This window comes from Ruegeria sp. CDSA021 (assembly GCF_059612325.1).
Window position 1 is genome coordinate 47,638 of record NZ_JBXWQJ010000002.1, and the last position, 16,782, is coordinate 64,419.

General features: G+C 57.1%; 17 protein-coding genes and 1 pseudogene. 6 read left to right on the forward strand and 12 right to left on the reverse strand.

The genetic code is table 11. From position 1 onward, the window contains the following. Positions 1–24: 24 nt before the first annotated feature. The 7 genes and pseudogenes from AC2FLD_RS02465 to AC2FLD_RS02495 all read right to left on the reverse strand — a co-directional run bounded on the left by AC2FLD_RS02465 (position 25) and on the right by AC2FLD_RS02495 (position 6,563). Entirely contained in the window at positions 25–1,119 is a 1,095-nt protein-coding gene (locus tag AC2FLD_RS02465) for a Zn-dependent alcohol dehydrogenase (protein WP_496667630.1), read from the reverse strand. Between the two features lie 82 nt (positions 1,120–1,201). Next, on the reverse strand, positions 1,202–2,401 hold the full coding sequence (locus AC2FLD_RS02470; RefSeq protein ID WP_496667629.1) for a TCR/Tet family MFS transporter: 1,200 nt from the start codon (positions 2,399–2,401) through the stop codon (positions 1,202–1,204). Between the two features lie 189 nt (positions 2,402–2,590). Next, positions 2,591–3,214 (reverse strand): annotated as a pseudogene (locus AC2FLD_RS02475) (alpha/beta fold hydrolase); the annotation flags it as partial. A 12-nt stretch (positions 3,215–3,226) separates the two neighbouring features. Further along, a complete protein-coding gene (gene pcaD, locus AC2FLD_RS02480) occupies positions 3,227–4,015 on the reverse strand; it encodes a 3-oxoadipate enol-lactonase (RefSeq protein ID WP_496667628.1) in 789 nt (262 codons plus the stop codon). A gap of 60 nt (positions 4,016–4,075) precedes the next feature. Further along, positions 4,076–5,050 (reverse strand): threonine ammonia-lyase, encoded by a 975-nt coding sequence (locus AC2FLD_RS02485; protein ID WP_496667627.1) that lies wholly within the window; start codon positions 5,048–5,050, stop codon positions 4,076–4,078. Continuing rightward, positions 5,047–5,877, reverse strand: coding sequence for an alpha/beta fold hydrolase (locus tag AC2FLD_RS02490; protein ID WP_496667626.1), 831 nt, complete (start codon positions 5,875–5,877; stop codon positions 5,047–5,049). Before AC2FLD_RS02490 ends, AC2FLD_RS02485 begins: the two co-directional genes overlap by 4 nt. Next, on the reverse strand, positions 5,877–6,563 hold the full coding sequence (locus AC2FLD_RS02495) for a haloacid dehalogenase type II (RefSeq protein WP_496667625.1): 687 nt from the start codon (positions 6,561–6,563) through the stop codon (positions 5,877–5,879). The genes AC2FLD_RS02490 and AC2FLD_RS02495 overlap by 1 nt, the downstream gene beginning before the upstream one ends. 126 nt (positions 6,564–6,689) lie before the next feature. On the opposite strand from AC2FLD_RS02495, the gene AC2FLD_RS02500 reads away from it, so the two are divergent. Continuing rightward, positions 6,690–7,118 carry an FKBP-type peptidyl-prolyl cis-trans isomerase gene (locus tag AC2FLD_RS02500; protein ID WP_496667624.1) on the forward strand — a complete coding sequence of 143 codons (429 nt, stop codon included), beginning with the start codon at positions 6,690–6,692 and terminating at the stop codon, positions 7,116–7,118. Between the two features lie 271 nt (positions 7,119–7,389). Here the strand turns inward: AC2FLD_RS02500 and AC2FLD_RS02505 are convergent, their stop codons facing one another. The 3 genes from AC2FLD_RS02505 to fabA are packed head-to-tail and all read right to left on the reverse strand — an operon-like array spanning position 7,390 to position 9,974. Further along, the gene (locus AC2FLD_RS02505) at positions 7,390–8,181 is read right to left on the reverse strand and encodes an enoyl-ACP reductase FabI (protein WP_496667623.1); all 792 of its coding nucleotides are present in this window, start codon (positions 8,179–8,181) and stop codon (positions 7,390–7,392) included. Between the two features lie 5 nt (positions 8,182–8,186). Beyond that, a complete protein-coding gene (fabB, locus tag AC2FLD_RS02510) occupies positions 8,187–9,416 on the reverse strand; it encodes a beta-ketoacyl-ACP synthase I (RefSeq protein ID WP_050603090.1) in 1,230 nt (409 codons plus the stop codon). A 48-nt stretch (positions 9,417–9,464) separates the two neighbouring features. Next, positions 9,465–9,974 (reverse strand): bifunctional 3-hydroxydecanoyl-ACP dehydratase/trans-2-decenoyl-ACP isomerase, encoded by a 510-nt coding sequence (gene fabA, locus AC2FLD_RS02515; protein ID WP_050603091.1) that lies wholly within the window; start codon positions 9,972–9,974, stop codon positions 9,465–9,467. Positions 9,975–10,160: 186 nt separating this feature from the next. Here fabA and irrA point away from each other — a divergent pair, with 186 nt between their 5' ends. Beyond that, positions 10,161–10,577 carry an iron response transcriptional regulator IrrA gene (gene irrA, locus AC2FLD_RS02520; RefSeq protein ID WP_050603347.1) on the forward strand — a complete coding sequence of 139 codons (417 nt, stop codon included), beginning with the start codon at positions 10,161–10,163 and terminating at the stop codon, positions 10,575–10,577. A 4-nt stretch (positions 10,578–10,581) separates the two neighbouring features. Here irrA and AC2FLD_RS02525 read toward each other — a convergent pair whose 3' ends face one another. Then, entirely contained in the window at positions 10,582–11,478 is an 897-nt protein-coding gene (locus AC2FLD_RS02525) for a LysR family transcriptional regulator (RefSeq protein ID WP_496667622.1), read from the reverse strand. 84 nt (positions 11,479–11,562) lie between these two features. Here AC2FLD_RS02525 and AC2FLD_RS02530 point away from each other — a divergent pair, with 84 nt between their 5' ends. Further along, the gene (locus AC2FLD_RS02530) at positions 11,563–12,360 is read left to right on the forward strand and encodes a phytanoyl-CoA dioxygenase family protein (RefSeq protein WP_496667621.1); all 798 of its coding nucleotides are present in this window, start codon (positions 11,563–11,565) and stop codon (positions 12,358–12,360) included. Positions 12,361–12,366: 6 nt separating this feature from the next. On the opposite strand, the gene AC2FLD_RS02535 is transcribed toward AC2FLD_RS02530, so the two are convergent. Then, on the reverse strand, positions 12,367–13,230 hold the full coding sequence (locus AC2FLD_RS02535; RefSeq protein ID WP_496667620.1) for a glycosyltransferase family protein: 864 nt from the start codon (positions 13,228–13,230) through the stop codon (positions 12,367–12,369). A gap of 122 nt (positions 13,231–13,352) precedes the next feature. Here AC2FLD_RS02535 and miaB point away from each other — a divergent pair, with 122 nt between their 5' ends. The 3 genes from miaB (at position 13,353) to AC2FLD_RS02550 (ending at position 16,756) form a co-directional block, all read left to right on the forward strand. After that, on the forward strand, positions 13,353–14,672 hold the full coding sequence (miaB, locus tag AC2FLD_RS02540; protein ID WP_496667619.1) for a tRNA (N6-isopentenyl adenosine(37)-C2)-methylthiotransferase MiaB: 1,320 nt from the start codon (positions 13,353–13,355) through the stop codon (positions 14,670–14,672). Positions 14,673–14,844: 172 nt separating this feature from the next. Continuing rightward, positions 14,845–15,609, forward strand: coding sequence for an outer membrane protein (locus AC2FLD_RS02545; protein WP_496667618.1), 765 nt, complete (start codon positions 14,845–14,847; stop codon positions 15,607–15,609). Positions 15,610–15,733: 124 nt separating this feature from the next. Further along, positions 15,734–16,756 carry a PhoH family protein gene (locus tag AC2FLD_RS02550; protein ID WP_496667617.1) on the forward strand — a complete coding sequence of 341 codons (1,023 nt, stop codon included), beginning with the start codon at positions 15,734–15,736 and terminating at the stop codon, positions 16,754–16,756. Positions 16,757–16,782 lie beyond the last annotated feature (26 nt).

Consider the following 16,782-nt stretch of genomic DNA (forward strand, 5'->3'; position numbering starts at 1 on the left):
ACTAACTTCTCCCGTTTGGTCAGCTTAGGTCCTGTCGAACAGGATTACATTTCGCTTGGCCGATCCGGTTTTTGTGTCGGCGATGGCCTCGTTGATCTGATCAAGGGACCAGCGCCCCGAGATCAGCTCATCCAGCTTCAGGCGCCCCTGTTCATACAGGTCCACCATCCAAGGAATATCGCGCTGGATCACCACGTCGCCCATCTTCGACCCAACAACGCCCTGACCAAGGGCCGCCAGAACAACGGGTTCATAACTGGCCATGTCACCGGAATGCGGCATCCCGATCATGATCGCCTTGCCGCCACGTCCGAGATAGCGCGGCGCCTGATTATAGGCAGGAATCGCGCCGACAGTGATCAGAACCGCATCTGCGCCGCGTCCACCCAACGCCTTGTAAGCGGCCTTCCACGGTTGGTCCAAACTGGCCAATACGCCGTGGGTCGCGCCGAACTCTTTGGCGATCTCAAGCTTTTCCTCGGTCATATCCACGGCTACGATCCGCCGCGCGCCAGCGATACGCGCGCCCTGAATGGCGTTCAGGCCAACGCCGCCGGCACCAATGACGACGACATCCTGGCCGGGGCGCAAGCCTGCCGTGTTCACAGCAGCCCCAATCCCGGTGATCACACCGCAGGACAACAAGCTGGCAAGGTCCTTGGGTAGGGTTTCCGGGATTTTGACAATCTGGCGGTGGCTCACCACAACTTTTTCAGCAAATGCGCCGCATGCCATGGCCTGTTCGAGCGGGTCGCCATCACCGGTTTTCAACGGGCCTTCGACGGTATCGTATGGTGTTTCGCAGATTGTTGGTTTTCCGCCCGCGCAACTGGGGCATGTTCCACAAGCACGGATCAAAGTGACAACCACGGGGTCGCCGACTTTGAAATCTCCTGCGGCCTCTCCGACCGCGCTGATCACACCTGCGGCTTCGTGGCCGTAGACGGCGGGTAGGAACCCACCCCAGGCCCCTTCGGCAAATGATATGTCCGAATGGCAGATGGCCACGGCGTCCAGCGTAACCTCGATCTCGCCCGCGCCGGGGGCAGCGAGCTGAATTTCTTCGATCACCAAAGGTTCGCCAAAGGCCCGACAGACTGCGGCTTTGATTGTTTGCATGTTGTCCCTCATTCCCGTTGGGTTCACGGTGGCGCGGGAAACAGCAGCTCGCAAGGCAGAAATCGCCATTTTTATGTCGTTGTTACGCCACGACAGGCCGGGACCTGCGAAACAACAAGAACCCTGCCAGCATCAGTACAAGTGCCAGCAGGAAGGGTGCGCCGGGTAGATAGAGCGGGGTGTCGGGCCGGATAAACTGCGCGAAAACCGAGGTCATCAGCAAAGGTGAGATCACCATCGACAGCGCGTGCAATGCGGTTAGCACGCCCTGCAATTCACCTTGCTGCGAATCTGGTGTGGCCTTGGACATCATGGCCTGAAGGGCGGGTGTGATGACCGCTCCGATGGCCGTTATTGGAATGAGAAGCAGCGCGATGAGGCCGTTGGTGAGAAAGGCCAGAAAGGCGAAGCTTATGATCTCAAAACCCATCCCGAAGATGATCGTGCCCCGTTCGCCCAGAAACCGGATGGCGGGCCGGATCAATCCGCCTTGCACAATGGCCATGCCGATACCGTAGACACCCAGGGAAAGGCCAATCATCTGCGGGGACCATCCGAACCGCTCGGTCGTGAAATAGGACCAGATCGCAGGGTAGACGTAGATGGACACCGAATACAGGAAATAGACCCAGAGCAGCGGTCGGATACCGGGCAAAGCGGCAATGGCGCGCAGCGAATTGAGAGGGTTTGCGCGTTGCAGGCTGAAGGCGCGTCGGGTCTTGTCGGTTACGGTCTCGGGCATCACGAAGCAGCCGATGCAGAAGGTCAGCGCCGCCAAACCGGCAGCGGCCCAAAACGGTCCACGTGTGCCATATTCACTGAGCAATCCACCGATGACAGGCCCAAGGACGAAGCCTATACCAAAGGCAGCACCCAGGAGGCCAAAGTTCGCGGCCTTGTCCTTGGGGTCGGACACGTCTGCCATAAACGCCGCAGCGGTGGCATGGGTGGCAGCGGTTATACCACCTACGATCCGACCAACCAGCAACAGCCAAATGCTGCCTGCAACAGCCATGACGACATAATCCAGTGCCATGACAAACAGGGACACCAGCAGAACGGTTCTTCGTCCGTACGCGTCTGACAGGTTTCCAAGAATGGGTCCGAAGATAAACTGCATCGCGGCGAAGGCTGTGCTCAGCACGCCCCCCCAGATCGCTGCATTGGCAAGCGTGCTGCCCTGAACCTCGACAATCAGTTCCGGCATGATCGGCATCACCAGACCGATGCCCATGGCGTCGATCATGACGATGCTGAGGATGAAGAAAAACGGCAGACGCATGGGACCCGGCAAGTGAACTGTTCAGCGCACCCTAGGCAGGCTTGCCGAATGAGGAAAGAGAGAGTTCAGCGCCGATCAAAATGCCGTCGCGATAGGTTAGGGCAGTCTGTCCGCCAGTTCGGACAGCATTTTCGCAAGCTCGCGTGGGTGCGAGAAGAACGGGGAATGCGAACTGTTGATCGTGCGGCGCAGATCTTCGGGGATGGGGTCGCTCATCTCGGCCTGGTATTCCGTTGGGATTGTGCGGTCGTCGATGGTACGAAGGTACGCTTTGGGCACACTGTGGAAATTTGCACCCGTTGGAAGGGGCGTTTCCTGTGGGCGAATGGCCTGAGGGCACAGGCGGGCATAGGCATAAGGCAGGATGCCGTCAGGGCAATCATGGTAGAATAGCTGGGGGATAGCCTCGGCGGAAACGGTGTATGACATCCCATCCGGGGATTTTTCAACGGCGTGGGCGATGGTCTGTCTCGGGCCAAGCCTGCGCATCTCGGCCATGGCCAGGCCGTTTTTGGGCACATAGGCGCACAGATAGATCAGCGCGCGCATCGCGTTGGGTTGCGCCTCGGCGGCGGCGCTGATCGGATAGCCGCCCCAGGAATGGCCAACAATGATTGTATCCGCCGTGCTGGCGTGCAGCACAGCGTCGCGGCAGCTGTCCAGCGTGACCTCGGCCACTGGTGTTGGGTCTGCCCCATGGCTGGGCATGTCGATGGCTTTGACGGAATGACCAAAAGCCTCAAGCGCGGGGATCAGGTCGCGCCAGCACCATGCACCGTGGCAAGAGCCGTGGACCAACAGGAAAGACGCCATTGCCGTTCTCCTTCAGATATGTCCGATTTCGGTCAGAAAACCAGTCAGGATTTCTGCGTATTCCTCTGGTTTTTCAACGCAGGGTAAATGTCCGGCCCGGCGGATCAACTTGTACCTGGACCCAGGGATCAGATCGACGGTTTCCCGCACCAGATCGGGGGGTGTCGATCCGTCTTCGCTGCCTGCAATGCCCAAGGTCGGCAGGCGCAACCCGCTTGTTGGGGTATAGAAATCTGTGCCTGCAATGGCCGAGCAGCAGCCCAGATATCCCTCAGCCGGCTGGCCCACCATCATGTCGCGCCAAGGCAGGTGGTATTGCGCGGTGCGAAAATCACGCGAAAACCAACGTTCCATCGTTGCATCGGCCAGTGCTTCGATCCCGCCTTTGCGCACGGCCTCGATCCGATCCTGCCAGACCGAAGGAGTGGCGATTTTGGCGGCTGTGTTCGAAAGGACCAATCCGCGGATCTGGTCCATGCGCTTGATGGCAAGCCCTTGTGCAATCATCCCACCAATGGACAGACCCACAAAAACACAGTCGCGGACCTGTAGGTGATCCAGCAATGCCTCAGTATCGCGTATCAATGCGCCCATCGAGTAAGGCGCGGGCGGCACCGAGGATTTCCCGTGGCCGCGTTTGTCGTATCGGATCACACGCAGCCCTGCTGGCAGATGTGGCAGTAGCGCGTCCCACAAATGCAGGTTGGTTCCCAGGGAATTGGCGAACACCAAAGGTGCCCCGTCTGTCGGGCCGTCGATGCGGTAGTTTAATTGCACGTCGCCAAGATCAGCGATTTTCATGACTGGCTTCCTTGTCGCCATGGCCTTAGGGGTGCAACATGCACATGTTATGCATCCCTGTCAGGTCAGGAATTCCAACGCCCTTGCAAATACTGCGGGATCGACGTTGCCGCCAGACGCAACCACAATCACGTCGTCACCTTCGATCTGATCGCCTCGGAACAGGGCCGAGGCCAGAGCCACCGCGCCGCCGGGTTCCAGTACGATCTTGATGCGCAGAAAGGCCAAAGCCATAGCGCGCAAAGCCTCTTCTTCCGTGACAGACAAGCCCGGACCGCACAGACGGTTGAGAATCGGAAACGTTATATCACCTGGTTGCGGCGTTAGAATAGCATCGCAAATGTTACCCGAAGCCGCTTTGTTGTTTTGAATCTGGCCTGACGCCAGTGATCGTTTGACGTCATCGAAACCTTCCGGTTCACAAGGGCGCGCGCGCAGGTTTGGCGCGTGTTTCTCCAGGGCCAGAGCGATTCCCGAGGTCAGGCCGCCCCCGCCACAACAGACCAGCACATCCGCCTGAGTTACCCCCAGATCCGCCGCTTGCTGGGCGATTTCAAGCCCGGTGGTGCCTTGACCTGCAATAACCTGAGGTTCGTCATAAGGTCGGATCAGGGTCAGGCCGCGCTCGGCTGCAATGCCCTCGCCAATTTCTTCCCGTTTTTCGATTGCGCGGTCATACAAGACAACCTCGGCCCCGAGCGCACGGGTATTTTCGATCTTCAGACGTGGCGCATCCGACGGCATGACGATGACCGATGCAATGCTGTGTTTCGAGGCCGCCATGGCGACGCCTTGCGCGTGGTTGCCCGAGGAATACGCGATCACACCGTTCTTGCGTTCTGCCTCATCCAGCGCAGAAATTGCAGACCATGCCCCCCGAAACTTGAAACTACCGGTATGTTGCAGGCATTCCGGTTTGATCAAAATCCGACGTCCGGCGAGCTTGTCGAGAAAAGGGGAAGACAGGATCGGTGTTTTGCGGATGTGTCCGTTCAGCCGTTCTGCTGCGGCTTCGATCATCTCAATTGTGCTCATACGTCGTTCTTCAATACCTTTTGTATTAAGGCCAAAGATTGAGGTTCGTTTAGAAACGGAACATGCCCGCGATCGGGAACTTCGGTTGAGATCAAGCCCGGATGGCGGTCGTGCATTTTGGCAATGGTATCAGCGCTCAGTACGTCTGAATTTGCCCCTCGGATTACACCTGTTGAAATGTTGCTCAGGGCGTCAAAGAACATCCACAGATCAGGCGTGGCCCCGCTTGCGGCTTGCTCGATCAGCGCCTTGCGCAGTGCAGGGTCGTAGCGCAGAGCCAAACCATTTTCCTGTTTTTCGTACTGAATTTCGGCCTGCATGCGCCAGGTTTCCAGCGGAACACCAGGGAATTGAGGCTCCATTACCTGTTTCAGCGCCACTGCGGCCTCATCATAGGTTTTTGCAGTTGGCTGCGCGCCCACATAAGCCATGATTTTGGCAATGCCGGATAGCTCAATGACAGGTCCAACATCATTCAGGATCACCCCGGCCAACCGTTCAGGATGACTCGCGGCCAAAGCCATCGCAATCAGACCACCCCGCGACGTGCCCAGAACAAAGGTTTTCTCGATTCCCAGAAAATTCAGCAACTCAATCGCGTCATGCGATTCGCGAAAGATGTTGTAGTTCATGAAATCGGCGTCATAGCCCGACCGACCGCGCCCCCTGTAGTCCATTGCAATCATGCGCAGATCGGCGGCATGAGGGGCAAAAAACGAAAAGTCGCGGCTGTTTCGGGTCAGTCCAGCCAGACACAAAAGCGGCGTACCGGTGCCGGTGTCCTCGAAATAGATGCGTTGGCCATCTGTGGTTGTGAAGTCTGACATCAAAGCCCTGCTAAATTCGGGATCGAGGTTAAATCGGACAGCACGTGCGCAGGTGTCCACGGCAGGCGGTCCATCGGCTCGGCAGCCCTGTTGACCCAGGCGGTGACAAAGCCGTACCCGCTGGCGCCGGCGGCGTCCCAACCGTTTGAACTGACGAACAAAACCTCATCGCGCGCGCAGCCAAACCTGTCTTGCACCAGATCGTAGACCTTGGCATGGGGCTTGAAGATACCGACACTTTCTACCGACAGCACGTCATCCAGTACCTCGCCAATACCGGCAGACCGAACCGCACCATCCAACATGGGCGGCGATCCGTTGGACAGGATTGCCGTTTGCATCCCGCCATCTTTAAGCGCTTTCAACATGTCGGGAACTTCGGGGTAAGCCTGCAGTTCCCAATATAAATCAAGCAGGCGCTGGCGCAGTTTTGGGTCGCCTTGGAGGCCAGTGGCTTCCAGCGCCCAATCCAGCCCGTCCTGAGTGACATCCCAGAAATCGGCATGTGCGTCGGCAACGGCACGCAGCCATGTGTACTGCAATTGCTTCAGACGCCAATGCCCCGCGACCGTGGGCCATTTGTCTTTGAGGGCTTCAAATCCCGGTTCGTCCGCAGCCTGGCGGGCTGCTGCTGCAACGTCGAAAAGTGTTCCGTAAGCGTCGAAGACACAGGTGGTGATCGGCATGTGATCCTCCTCTGATCGCGCGCAGGTTGGCACAACAACGAGGGGGGTGAAAGAGCCAGGGGTTTACAAGATTGTGTCAGGCCCTAGGTTTGGCCGCTCAATTCTACAAAACGGCCGGAGGCCACGATGACCGAGATCAAACAAGGCGACACGGTTCGCATCCACTACACCGGTACGCTGCTGGACGGCAAAGTCTTTGACAGTTCGGACGGGCGCGATCCGTTGGAGTTTGTGGTTGGATCTGGCCAGATCATTCCCGGGCTGGACAGCGCGATGCCTGGCCTGTCTGCAGGGGACAAAAAACGGGTCGAAATTGCCTGTGTGGAAGCATACGGTCCCATCAATCCGGCGATGCGTCAGGAAATTCCCCGCGAAGGCATTCCCGACGACATCCCGCTTGAGCCCGGAACGCAGTTGCAAATGCAGACACCAGATGGCCAGGCCGTGCCGGTGACAGTGGTTGGCGCGGACGAAGTGACCGTAACGCTGGACGCCAACCACCCTTTGGCGGGTCAGGATTTGGTTTTTGAGATTGAGGTCGTCTCGATCAACTGATCTTCGGCTCGGGTCGGTTCCCCGGCCCGGGATTCACCCGATCAGTGTTTCGATCGCCGAACGGACTTGCGGTTGAGTGAAAAAGACAAACGCCAACAACATACATGTCAGCGTCAGCAAAAGAACTCTGGCCCGTTGACTGAGTAAACCGGACTTTCTCCGGCTTTGCGTTGCACGTGCGTTGTTTGCAATGATTTGATCTAGCTTGCTCATATCAATTTCCTGCCGCCCAAAGATGGTGAAAACTTGGCGGCGGCAGGGAAAGATATGGTCACATAAAGTCAGGCTGCGGCATACCCAGAACGTGGAAGCCACCATCAACGCGGATAATCTCACCAGATGTACAGGACCCTGCTTCCGAAGTCAGGTAGACAGCAGTTCCGCCGACAGCCTCAAGCGTTGCATTTGCCCGCATCGGAGCGTTCTGGTCACAGAACTTGTAGGTCTTGCGCGCGCCGCCGATGGCCGCACCGGCGAGGGTTTTCATCGGTCCGGGTGAAATAGCGTTCACGCGAATGCCGTCAGGACCAAGGTCATTGGCCAGATAGCGTGTCGCCGATTCCAGAGCCGCCTTGGCCACACCCATGACGTTGTAATTCGGTACAACGCGGTTCGATCCCTGATAAGTCAGGGTCAGAAGTGAGCCGCCATTGTCCTTCATCATCGGATAGGCGCGACGCGCCACTTCGATGAAGGAATAGGCCGAGACATCCATCGAGTGTTTGAAGTTCGCCCGCGTGGTGTTCAGGAAACGGCCCGTCAATTCGGACTTGTCCGAATAGGCGATGGCATGGACGACAAAATCGATGGTCGGCCAGCGTTGGGCCAGTTCATCAAATGCACGGTCCAGCGATTCGTCATCAGTGACATCCGCATCCACCATGAAATCGCTGCCAAGGCTTTGGGCCAAGGGTTCCAGCCGTTTGCCGAATGCCTCGCCCTGATAGGTGAATGCCAGTTCGGCACCGGCCTCGTGCATGGCCTTGGCAATGCCCCACGCGATTGAGCGGTCATTGGCCACGCCCATGATCAGGCCGCGTTTACCTTTAAGAAGATCCGACATCACTTTCACCCGTTATACTTTGACAGAATCATGGACCCGTTGGTGCCACCAAAGCCGAAGCTATTGGTCATGACACTGTCCAGTCCTGCGTTTTCAACCACTTCGGTTGCAATTTCACCGGGCAGGATGCCTTCGGCAAGCGTGTCGACGTTGATCGACGGTGTAATGAAATCATGGTCCAGCATCAGCAGGCAGAAGATCGCCTCAAGCGCTCCTGCGGCCCCCTGCGCGTGGCCGGTCATCGATTTGGTCGACGAAATCGGCGGTACGCTGCCTTGGCCAAAGATACGGCGCACGGCCTCAACCTCACCCACATCGCCAACCGGAGTCGAGGTGCCATGGGCGTTGATGTAATCCACTTTGCGGCCTTCGGGCAGAGTGTCCAGAGCCAGACGCATCGCACGCTCACCGCCTTCGCCGGACGGGGCCACCATGTCATGGCCGTCCGAAGTTGCCGCGTATCCGGTGACTTCGGCATAGATCTTTGCGCCACGAGCCAGAGCGTGTTCCAGTTCTTCCAGCACAACGATCCCGCCGCCACCGGAAATCACGAAACCGTCGCGGTTTTCGTCGAACGCACGCGATGCTTTCTCGGGCGTGTCATTGTATTTCGAGGACATCGCGCCCATGGCGTCGAACAGACAGGACAATGTCCAGTCCAGTTCCTCACCGCCGCCGGCAAACATCACGTCCTGCTTGCCGAGCATAATTTGTTCCGCCGCGTTGCCGATGCAGTGCAGTGATGTCGAGCAGGCCGAGGTGATCGAATAGTTGATGCCCTTGATCTTGAACGCTGTCGCCAGGTTTGCCGAAATCGTCGAACACATGCATTTTGGCACTGCAAACGGCCCGATCCGCTTGGTTGCGCCAGTTTTCAAAACAGTTTGATGTGCCGACAGCATGGCGCTGGTCGACGGACCACCCGAGCCAGCGACCAAACCAGTGCGCGGGTTAACAACCTGATCCTCGGTCAGACCGGCGTCGGAAATCGCCTGGCTCATGGCGACATGAGCATAAGCAGCACCGGGGCCCATAAAGCGTAGGGTGCGCTTGTCCACATGCTCAGAGACGTCGATCTTGAGCGAACCGGCGATCTGGCTGCGAAAACCGTGTTCGACCATCTGCTCGTTGGCCTCGATCCCGGATTTGCCTGCTTTGAGCGAGGCCAAGACCTCTTCGGCATTGTTCCCGATGGAGGAAACAACCCCCAGACCGGTGACGACGACGCGACGCATAAGCGTACTCCTGTAGTTCGTTTTCAGTGACGTGTCAGAAAGCCGGGGTTAGCTTTCAGACAGTGCAACCTTCATATCCTTGACCTGATAAATCACTTCGCCATCGGCTTCGACCCGGCCATCCGCCACACCCATGGTCAGGCGACGGGTTTGAAGGGCTTTCGTGAAGTCGATATAGTATGTTAGCATTTTGCGGTCCGGGCGGACCATTCCGGTCAGTTTGACCTCGCCCACACCCAGCGCATAGCCGCGTCCCTGCCAGCCGCGCCAGCCCAGATTGAAGCCGGTCAACTGCCACAGGCCATCCAGACCCAGACAGCCCGGCATGATCGGGTTGCCGGGGAAATGGCAGTCAAAGAACCAAAGGTCAGGTGTAATATCAAACTCGGCTACCACATGGCCTTTGCCATGCGCACCACCATCGCCCGAGATGTCGGTGATCCGGTCCATCATCAGCATCGGCGGCGCGGGCAATTGGGCGTTGCCGGGGCCGAATAATTCGCCGCGGGCGCATTTCAGCAGATCATCTTTGTCAAAACTGCTAGGGAACTGGGCCATTCTGCCGCCTTTCCTGCCGGGGGTCTGTCTATATATCTGGCCTCGTCTATCACCCGTTTGCAAGGTCCTGCAAGAGCGGTGCGCCACATCATCTTGTGTACGTACCCATCTTGCGAATGAAATTCATTTGAAATTGTCGACTATGCGCCCCTATATATAAAAGAAGCAACTATGAGTATCGGATTGATGACACCTCAGAGCCGCGAAATAGCAACGGGTTGGCTGGTGAATGCTGGCTTGCGACCCACGCGCCAGCGTGTGGCGCTGGCCGAGCTTTTGGTGGGCGATGGCCGTCATCGCCATGTTACCGCAGAAAGCCTGTTCGATTCTGCCAAGGCAAACGGGGATGCGGTTTCTCTGGCCACGGTTTATAATACTCTTCGCGCGTTTTGCGAGGCAGGTGTTCTACAAGAAATCACCGTGGATGGCTCGAAAAGCTATTTCGATACCAATACCCACGATCACCCCCATTTTTATTGGGAAGACGAAGCCCGTCTGAGTGATGCGCCCTCGGATCAACTGGTCATTCAGCGCCTTCCCGAAGCGCCCGAAGGGGTTGAGATCGCGTCGGTCGATGTTGTCATCCGGTTGCGCAAGAAATAGGTTTTCAATTCTGCTGCAAACCATCCTGTAGAACGCGTTCAGCCAGATCAATTGTTGGGTCGGCCGGGCCTGTACCGTGACGTGCCAGAACCACAGACTCAGCAGCGTCCGGGTCGGTGATCGGAATACCGACCAAAAGTCGACCGTCATAGCTGATCGAACTGGGCGGGCTGGCATAGCTGATTCCGATTCCCTCGCCATGGGCTGCAAGACTGCGCTGAATCTCCAGCGATGCTGCCCGGTGCGCGACTGTTGGGCGCAGACCCATGCGCCGAAACAGGCCAAGAATGTGCTGCGCAGAAAGCCCTTCAGTTGACAGGATCAAAGGGTGGATTGCGATATCGGTCAGGGTAACGCCATCCGTTGATGCCAGCGGATGATCCGGCGACATCAACGCTTTTGGTTTGCTGTCGAACAGCTTTGCTCGGGTGAACCCGGCATCCATGGTCAGATCATAAGTGATCGCTATGTCGATCTGGCCGTCGATCATGCTGTTCAGAAGCCCTTCGAAAGACGCGGCGACATAGGAAATTGCAAGATTTGGGAAGGCAACGCGCAAATGATGCAGGGCAGGGGCCAGCAAGAAGGGGGCGAGGTCCGTAAAACACCCCAACCTCAATTGTGTCATACCCGGTGCCGGAGTCTCAGAGGCTTCGATTCGGGCGGCATCGTTCAGCAAAGCCTCAGCCTGTTCGATAAACCTGCGCCCCTGAGGAGTCAGGGCCATGGCTGCACCCCGGCGACGGGTGAACAACGGATGGCCAAGATGCTCTTCAACACGTGTCAGCGCAGTGGACAAGGCTGGCTGCGACACATTCAGGTGCTGTGCCGCGACCGACAGGCTGCCGTGGCACCCGATCGCGCAGACATATTCATATTGGCGAAGTGAAATATATAACATCAAGTTATTTATTACTTAGAAAGATATGATTTGAACAGAATGCACGTTCAGAGCAAAACCGGGATAAAGCCAAAGGAGATCCGGATGCCTCACCCACTAGTTTCTCAAGCGATGATCGACACCTATCAGCAAGATGGCGTTGTCCTGATCAAAGGGCTGTTCACGGGGTATGTGGATCAACTGCGCGATGGGGTGGCCGCAAATATGGCTGAACCTGGCCCTTATGCGTCTGAAAACAAAAAGTCTGGCGAAACAGGGCTTTTCTTTGATGACTACTGCAACTGGACCCGCATCCCTCAGTTTCGCGAAGTCATCGAAAAATCGCCCGCGGCCGAGGTTGCGGCCGATCTGATGCAATCGCAAAGCGTTCAGATGTTCCACGATCACGTGCTGGTCAAAGAGCCCGGCACGTCGATGGCCACGCCCTGGCATCAGGACGGACCGTATTACTTCGTCGAAGGCCAGCAGAACATCAGCTTCTGGTCTCCGCTGGATCCGGTGCAGCAGGCGACGCTGCGCTGTGTCGCCGGATCGCATCGGTGGGAGAAAGAGGTTCTGCCGACCCGTTGGGTGTCAGAGGAAGGGTTCTTTCCGGACGAAGGTCAGTACATCCCCGTCCCGGACCCCGATGCCGAGGGCATGAGAGTTGTTGAGTTCGATATGGAGCCCGGCGACGCTGTGGCGTTCAACTATCGTACGTTGCATGGCGCGCGGGGCAACCAGTCGGACAGCCGCCGCCGCGCATTCTCGCTGCGCCTGGTGGGGGATGACGCGCGTTACGTTGAGCGCCCGGGTCGGACCTCGCCCCCGTTCCCCGGTCACGACATGACACCGGGCCAACGCTTGCGCGAGGACTGGTTCCCGATGCTGTTGCAACGCTGAGGCGTCTCAGAACCACTGACCTGATTCGATCAAACCCAGATCCAGAAGTTGGCGAGACTGCCATTCAAACGGAACTGAGTTCCGCCAGCGAAAGCTGGGGATGTCAAACGTGGACCCTGCATTTGTCTTTAGGGCTTTTGCTGCCCGAAAAGAGCAAATGGCGGCAGTCATGTTGTGATGCCAGGGGCAGGAATAGGTGTTGTATTCCGGTTCATTGAACGTGTGGTCGGGCCTCAGCGCCAGCCCTTTTTGCGATTTGAACAGGGCAATCCGGTCGATACGGCGGCGTTCGTAAGGAACGTGCTCTTCGTATCGCCAGCGCAACCCGCCCGAGATATTCACCTGCCGGTCCAAAGGCTGGCCGCTTGGGTCGTGGCGGGTATGGGCATAGTAGTCCGTGCTGTCGAAGAGCGCCTGATCAGGCGCGACTCCGTTGGGATAGGTGCTTAGATCATCGGCATAGAGGTCAATGACATAGCTGAGCATCGCATTGCGCCGCTCTTCGCTGTGAAAGGCCAGCATTTCGCAAACGCTACGCGTTTCGCAAAATGGGTAAAAAAGGTACTCGGCGTTATAACAGTAATACATCCAAAGGCCGGCTGCGGCCTGAATAATCCGGTTTATGGTTTCAAACACCACAGTTCGGGGCGAGCATTTCAGTGTGATCCGATGCACGTGATCGGCCAGCTCAGGGTCGAGAGCCAAGTCTTGCGGCATGAACACAAGCACGGATTTGAACCCCAGATTCAGGTGGTGCCGCACAGTGCTGTCCAGCTCGATTCCGTCTTCGGCAAAAATCAATGCGATGGGACCTTTGGCCAATGCGGTCTGACCCGATTTCAGAAAATGGTTCGGGGATTCGTACTTCATCGTGTGTTTTCGGTTTTGCCTTGCTGGAAAGTCCTGCCAAATTCGGGTAATTGCGCTCGCATTGCAAGCGGCGTTCGAAGCATATAGATGACGCCGGTCCCGCGAATGCAAAGGCCCGATCCATGTCCGAACCGAAGAAGCTGTTTATCAAGACCTATGGCTGTCAGATGAATGTCTATGACAGTGAGCGCATGTCTGAGGCACTGGGCGGGCAGGGCTACGTCGAAACCAAGACGCCCGATGATGCGGATATGATCCTGCTGAACACCTGCCACATTCGTGAAAAGGCTGCGGAAAAGGTCTATTCCGAACTGGGCCGGTTCAAGGGTCTGAAGGCCGAGAATCCTGATCTGAAAATCGGCGTCGCGGGATGTGTCGCGCAGGCTGAAGGTGAAGAGATCATGCGCCGCCAACCGCTGGTCGATCTGGTCGTTGGTCCGCAAAGCTATCATCGTTTGCCCGAGATGGAGGCCAAGACCCGCGCAGGCGAAAAGGCACTGGATACGGATTTTCCCGAAGAGGACAAGTTTGAGAAATTGAAGAACCGCCCCAAGGCCAAGCGTGGCCCGACGGCGTTTCTGACTGTTCAGGAAGGCTGCGACAAGTTCTGTGCCTTCTGTGTCGTGCCTTACACGCGTGGTGCCGAAGTCAGCCGCCCAGCCGATCGCATTATTCGCGAGGCGCAGGATCTGGTCGAGCGCGGGGTGCGCGAGATCACTCTGCTGGGGCAGAATGTGAATGCCTATCACGGTGCAGGCCCGAACGGGGACATGACTTTGGCAGGTCTGATCTGGGAACTGAACAAGGTCGACGGGCTGGAGCGGATTCGCTTTACTACGTCGCACCCCAATGACATGGCTGATGATCTAATCGAGGCTCATGGCACTTGCGACAAGCTGATGCCTTACCTGCACTTGCCGGTGCAGTCGGGCTCGGACCGCATTCTCAAGCGAATGAACCGCAGCCACACGGCCGAAAGTTATTTACGCCTGATCGAGCGTATTAGAGCGGCCCGCCCGGATATTGTGATGTCAGGGGATTTCATCGTCGGTTTCCCTGAAGAGACCGATGAGGATTTTCAGGCGACGATGGATCTGGTCGAAGAGGTCAAATACGGCTACGCCTATTCCTTCAAATATTCTACGCGCCCCGGAACGCCGGCGGCCGAACGGGCTCAGGTCGATCCGGCGGCAGCGGATGAACGTTTGCAGCGGCTTCAGGCCCTGATCACCCGTCACCAAAGGGAAATCCAGGACGGCATGGTGGGCCGCACCGTCCGCGTTCTGTTCGAAAAACCGGGCCGCCAACCCGGGCAGATGGTCGGAAAGTCTGAGTATTTGCATTCGGTTCACGTGAGGGGGGCCGAGATCGCCATTGGAGACCTGAAGAAGATTCGGATTACCGAGTCGGGTGCCAATTCGCTGGCGGGAGAGTTGCTGTAGATCGGCGAATATCCACTGATTTTCCACCATAATTGGTGGATGTTTCTAAAATTTACCCTTGATTTATTGCTTGTAACTATGCTCGGAGAAGAGCCAAGTTTTTCCGGGCGTGATGTTTTGCGTGCAAAAACGGTTTTGGGCCGGTGTTGTGGCCGGAGTTATGGAGGCACGAGTGACGACCCTTACGAACTTCAGACATCCAAGTGTTGTCAAAACGCTGCCTGCTGCGTCGCTTGTTATCCTTCTGGCCAGCGCATCGAACGCGGGCGATCTGGAAGGCCCGGTGACCGAGCCTGAGGTGATCAGCCCATCCAGGATCGGTAGTGATGTCCATGCCTTCTATTTGGGATTGGCCGGTGGCTATGGCGCGGGCGGGGATGATCGGTTCGGCCTGACAACGCCTACCGGTTTGTTCGACATTGGGGATCAGGATCTGTCTGGCTCTTATGGCGAGTTGCGCGGTGGCTGGCGTGGCGTCTTGCCCGCCAGAGGCGGGCGCGACTTCGTCTATGGCTTTGAAGTCGGATATCAATTTGGGTCACTTGACGACAGCGTTAGCGCTCGGATTTCGGGGGTCGACGTGCAAGGTGGCACAGAAGTGTCTGACGTACTGGCGATCCGATTGCGAAACGGCGTGACAAACCGTAGCGGCAGCATTCTGTATTTTGTCAGTGTCGGATATATTTGGGGCGATATCGAGACGACCAACAGCATCGCGGTGGGCAGTTCGGTGCAGAATTTCTCGGTTACAGACCGGCGCGGCGGGTATTCTGCAAGCATCGGGGCTGAGCATAAACTGACGGATGATTGGTCAATCACTGGTGAGTATGAGTACGTTCAGTTCAAATCGCAAACGGTTGAGTTCAGTTCGGGTTTTTCGACGAAGTCGACGCCCAAATACGGTGGCTTGAGATTCGGGCTGAACTACACGTTCTGACGCCGTTACGATCTGCACTTGTGGGCCGTTTTGTCATCCAAGCACTAAATTTTGAAACTGTGGCTTGCGCCCACCGAGTTTTGTTGTCTACGCTCGGGGTGAACAGCCAAGACAGGAGAACGGATTGGCCATCGGTGCCCTGAACCCACCGCAAAATGAAATGCCCCAGCGTGAGGCATTTGTAGAGTTTCCTGACAACCGATTGTTGATTGACCTGTGTGGTGAATACGACCGCAACTTGACTGATATCGAAAGCAAGCTTTCGGTCCAGATCGTGCGTCGCGGCAACCAGTTGGTTGTCATGGGGGACGAAGATGCCCAGAAGCAGGCCGTAGAGGTGCTGCAGTCGCTCTATACCCGCCTGGAAGGCGGGCGCGAGGTTGAGGCTGCGGATGTAGATCGCGAGCTTCGCATGGGTGTCTCGGAACAAGGAACGGGCAGCCGCGACGGCGATCAGCTTGAGATGTTCAAAGGCGGAACGGTCGAGATTAAAACCCGCAAGAAACTGGTCGAACCGCGCACAGATGCCCAAAAAGCCTATGTGCAGTCGCTCTTCCAGAACGAGCTGGCCTTTGGCATTGGTCCTGCGGGAACGGGGAAAACTTACCTGGCGGTTGCTGTGGGTGTTTCGATGTTCATCGGCGGACATGTGGATCGAATCATCCTGAGCCGCCCTGCCGTCGAAGCGGGTGAAAAGCTGGGCTACTTGCCCGGCGACATGAAGGATAAGGTCGATCCGTATATGCAGCCGCTTTATGACGCGCTGAACGATTTCCTGCCGGGCAAGCAATTGGCCAAGCTGATTGAGGAGAAACGAATCGAAATCGCTCCGCTTGCGTTCATGCGCGGTCGGACGCTGGCCAATGCCTTTGTGGTTCTGGACGAAGCCCAGAATGCGACGACCATGCAGATGAAGATGTTCCTGACCCGTCTGGGGGAGGGTAGTCGTATGGTCATCACCGGCGACAGATCGCAGGTGGACCTGCCGCGCGGGGTGCAGTCCGGGCTGACGGATGCTGAAAGGTTGCTGAAAACGATACCCAATATCAGCTTCAACTATTTCACTTCGAAAGATGTGGTGCGTCACCCGCTTGTCGCGGCCATCATCGAGGCGTATGAAGCCGACTCAGGCCGTGAAACCAGTTGAGAGCATGGCCCATACAGGGGCTGGTC

Bases quoted from the DNA above. Each gene is read 5' to 3' on its own strand.
- AC2FLD_RS02465 (WP_496667630.1), bottom strand. From the start codon at position 1,119: ATGCAAACAATCAAAGCCGCAGTCTGTCGGGCCTTTGGCGAACCTTTG.
- AC2FLD_RS02470 (WP_496667629.1), bottom strand. From the start codon at position 2,401: ATGCGTCTGCCGTTTTTCTTCATCCTCAGCATCGTCATGATCGACGCC.
- pcaD (WP_496667628.1), bottom strand. From the start codon at position 4,015: ATGAAAATCGCTGATCTTGGCGACGTGCAATTAAACTACCGCATCGAC.
- AC2FLD_RS02485 (WP_496667627.1), bottom strand. From the start codon at position 5,050: ATGAGCACAATTGAGATGATCGAAGCCGCAGCAGAACGGCTGAACGGA.
- AC2FLD_RS02490 (WP_496667626.1), bottom strand. From the start codon at position 5,877: ATGTCAGACTTCACAACCACAGATGGCCAACGCATCTATTTCGAGGAC.
- AC2FLD_RS02495 (WP_496667625.1), bottom strand. From the start codon at position 6,563: ATGCCGATCACCACCTGTGTCTTCGACGCTTACGGAACACTTTTCGAC.
- AC2FLD_RS02500 (WP_496667624.1), top strand. From the start codon at position 6,690: ATGACCGAGATCAAACAAGGCGACACGGTTCGCATCCACTACACCGGT.
- AC2FLD_RS02505 (WP_496667623.1), bottom strand. From the start codon at position 8,181: ATGTCGGATCTTCTTAAAGGTAAACGCGGCCTGATCATGGGCGTGGCC.
- fabB (WP_050603090.1), bottom strand. From the start codon at position 9,416: ATGCGTCGCGTCGTCGTCACCGGTCTGGGGGTTGTTTCCTCCATCGGG.
- fabA (WP_050603091.1), bottom strand. From the start codon at position 9,974: ATGGCCCAGTTCCCTAGCAGTTTTGACAAAGATGATCTGCTGAAATGC.
- irrA (WP_050603347.1), top strand. From the start codon at position 10,161: ATGACACCTCAGAGCCGCGAAATAGCAACGGGTTGGCTGGTGAATGCT.
- AC2FLD_RS02525 (WP_496667622.1), bottom strand. From the start codon at position 11,478: ATGTTATATATTTCACTTCGCCAATATGAATATGTCTGCGCGATCGGG.
- AC2FLD_RS02530 (WP_496667621.1), top strand. From the start codon at position 11,563: ATGCCTCACCCACTAGTTTCTCAAGCGATGATCGACACCTATCAGCAA.
- AC2FLD_RS02535 (WP_496667620.1), bottom strand. From the start codon at position 13,230: ATGAAGTACGAATCCCCGAACCATTTTCTGAAATCGGGTCAGACCGCA.
- miaB (WP_496667619.1), top strand. From the start codon at position 13,353: ATGTCCGAACCGAAGAAGCTGTTTATCAAGACCTATGGCTGTCAGATG.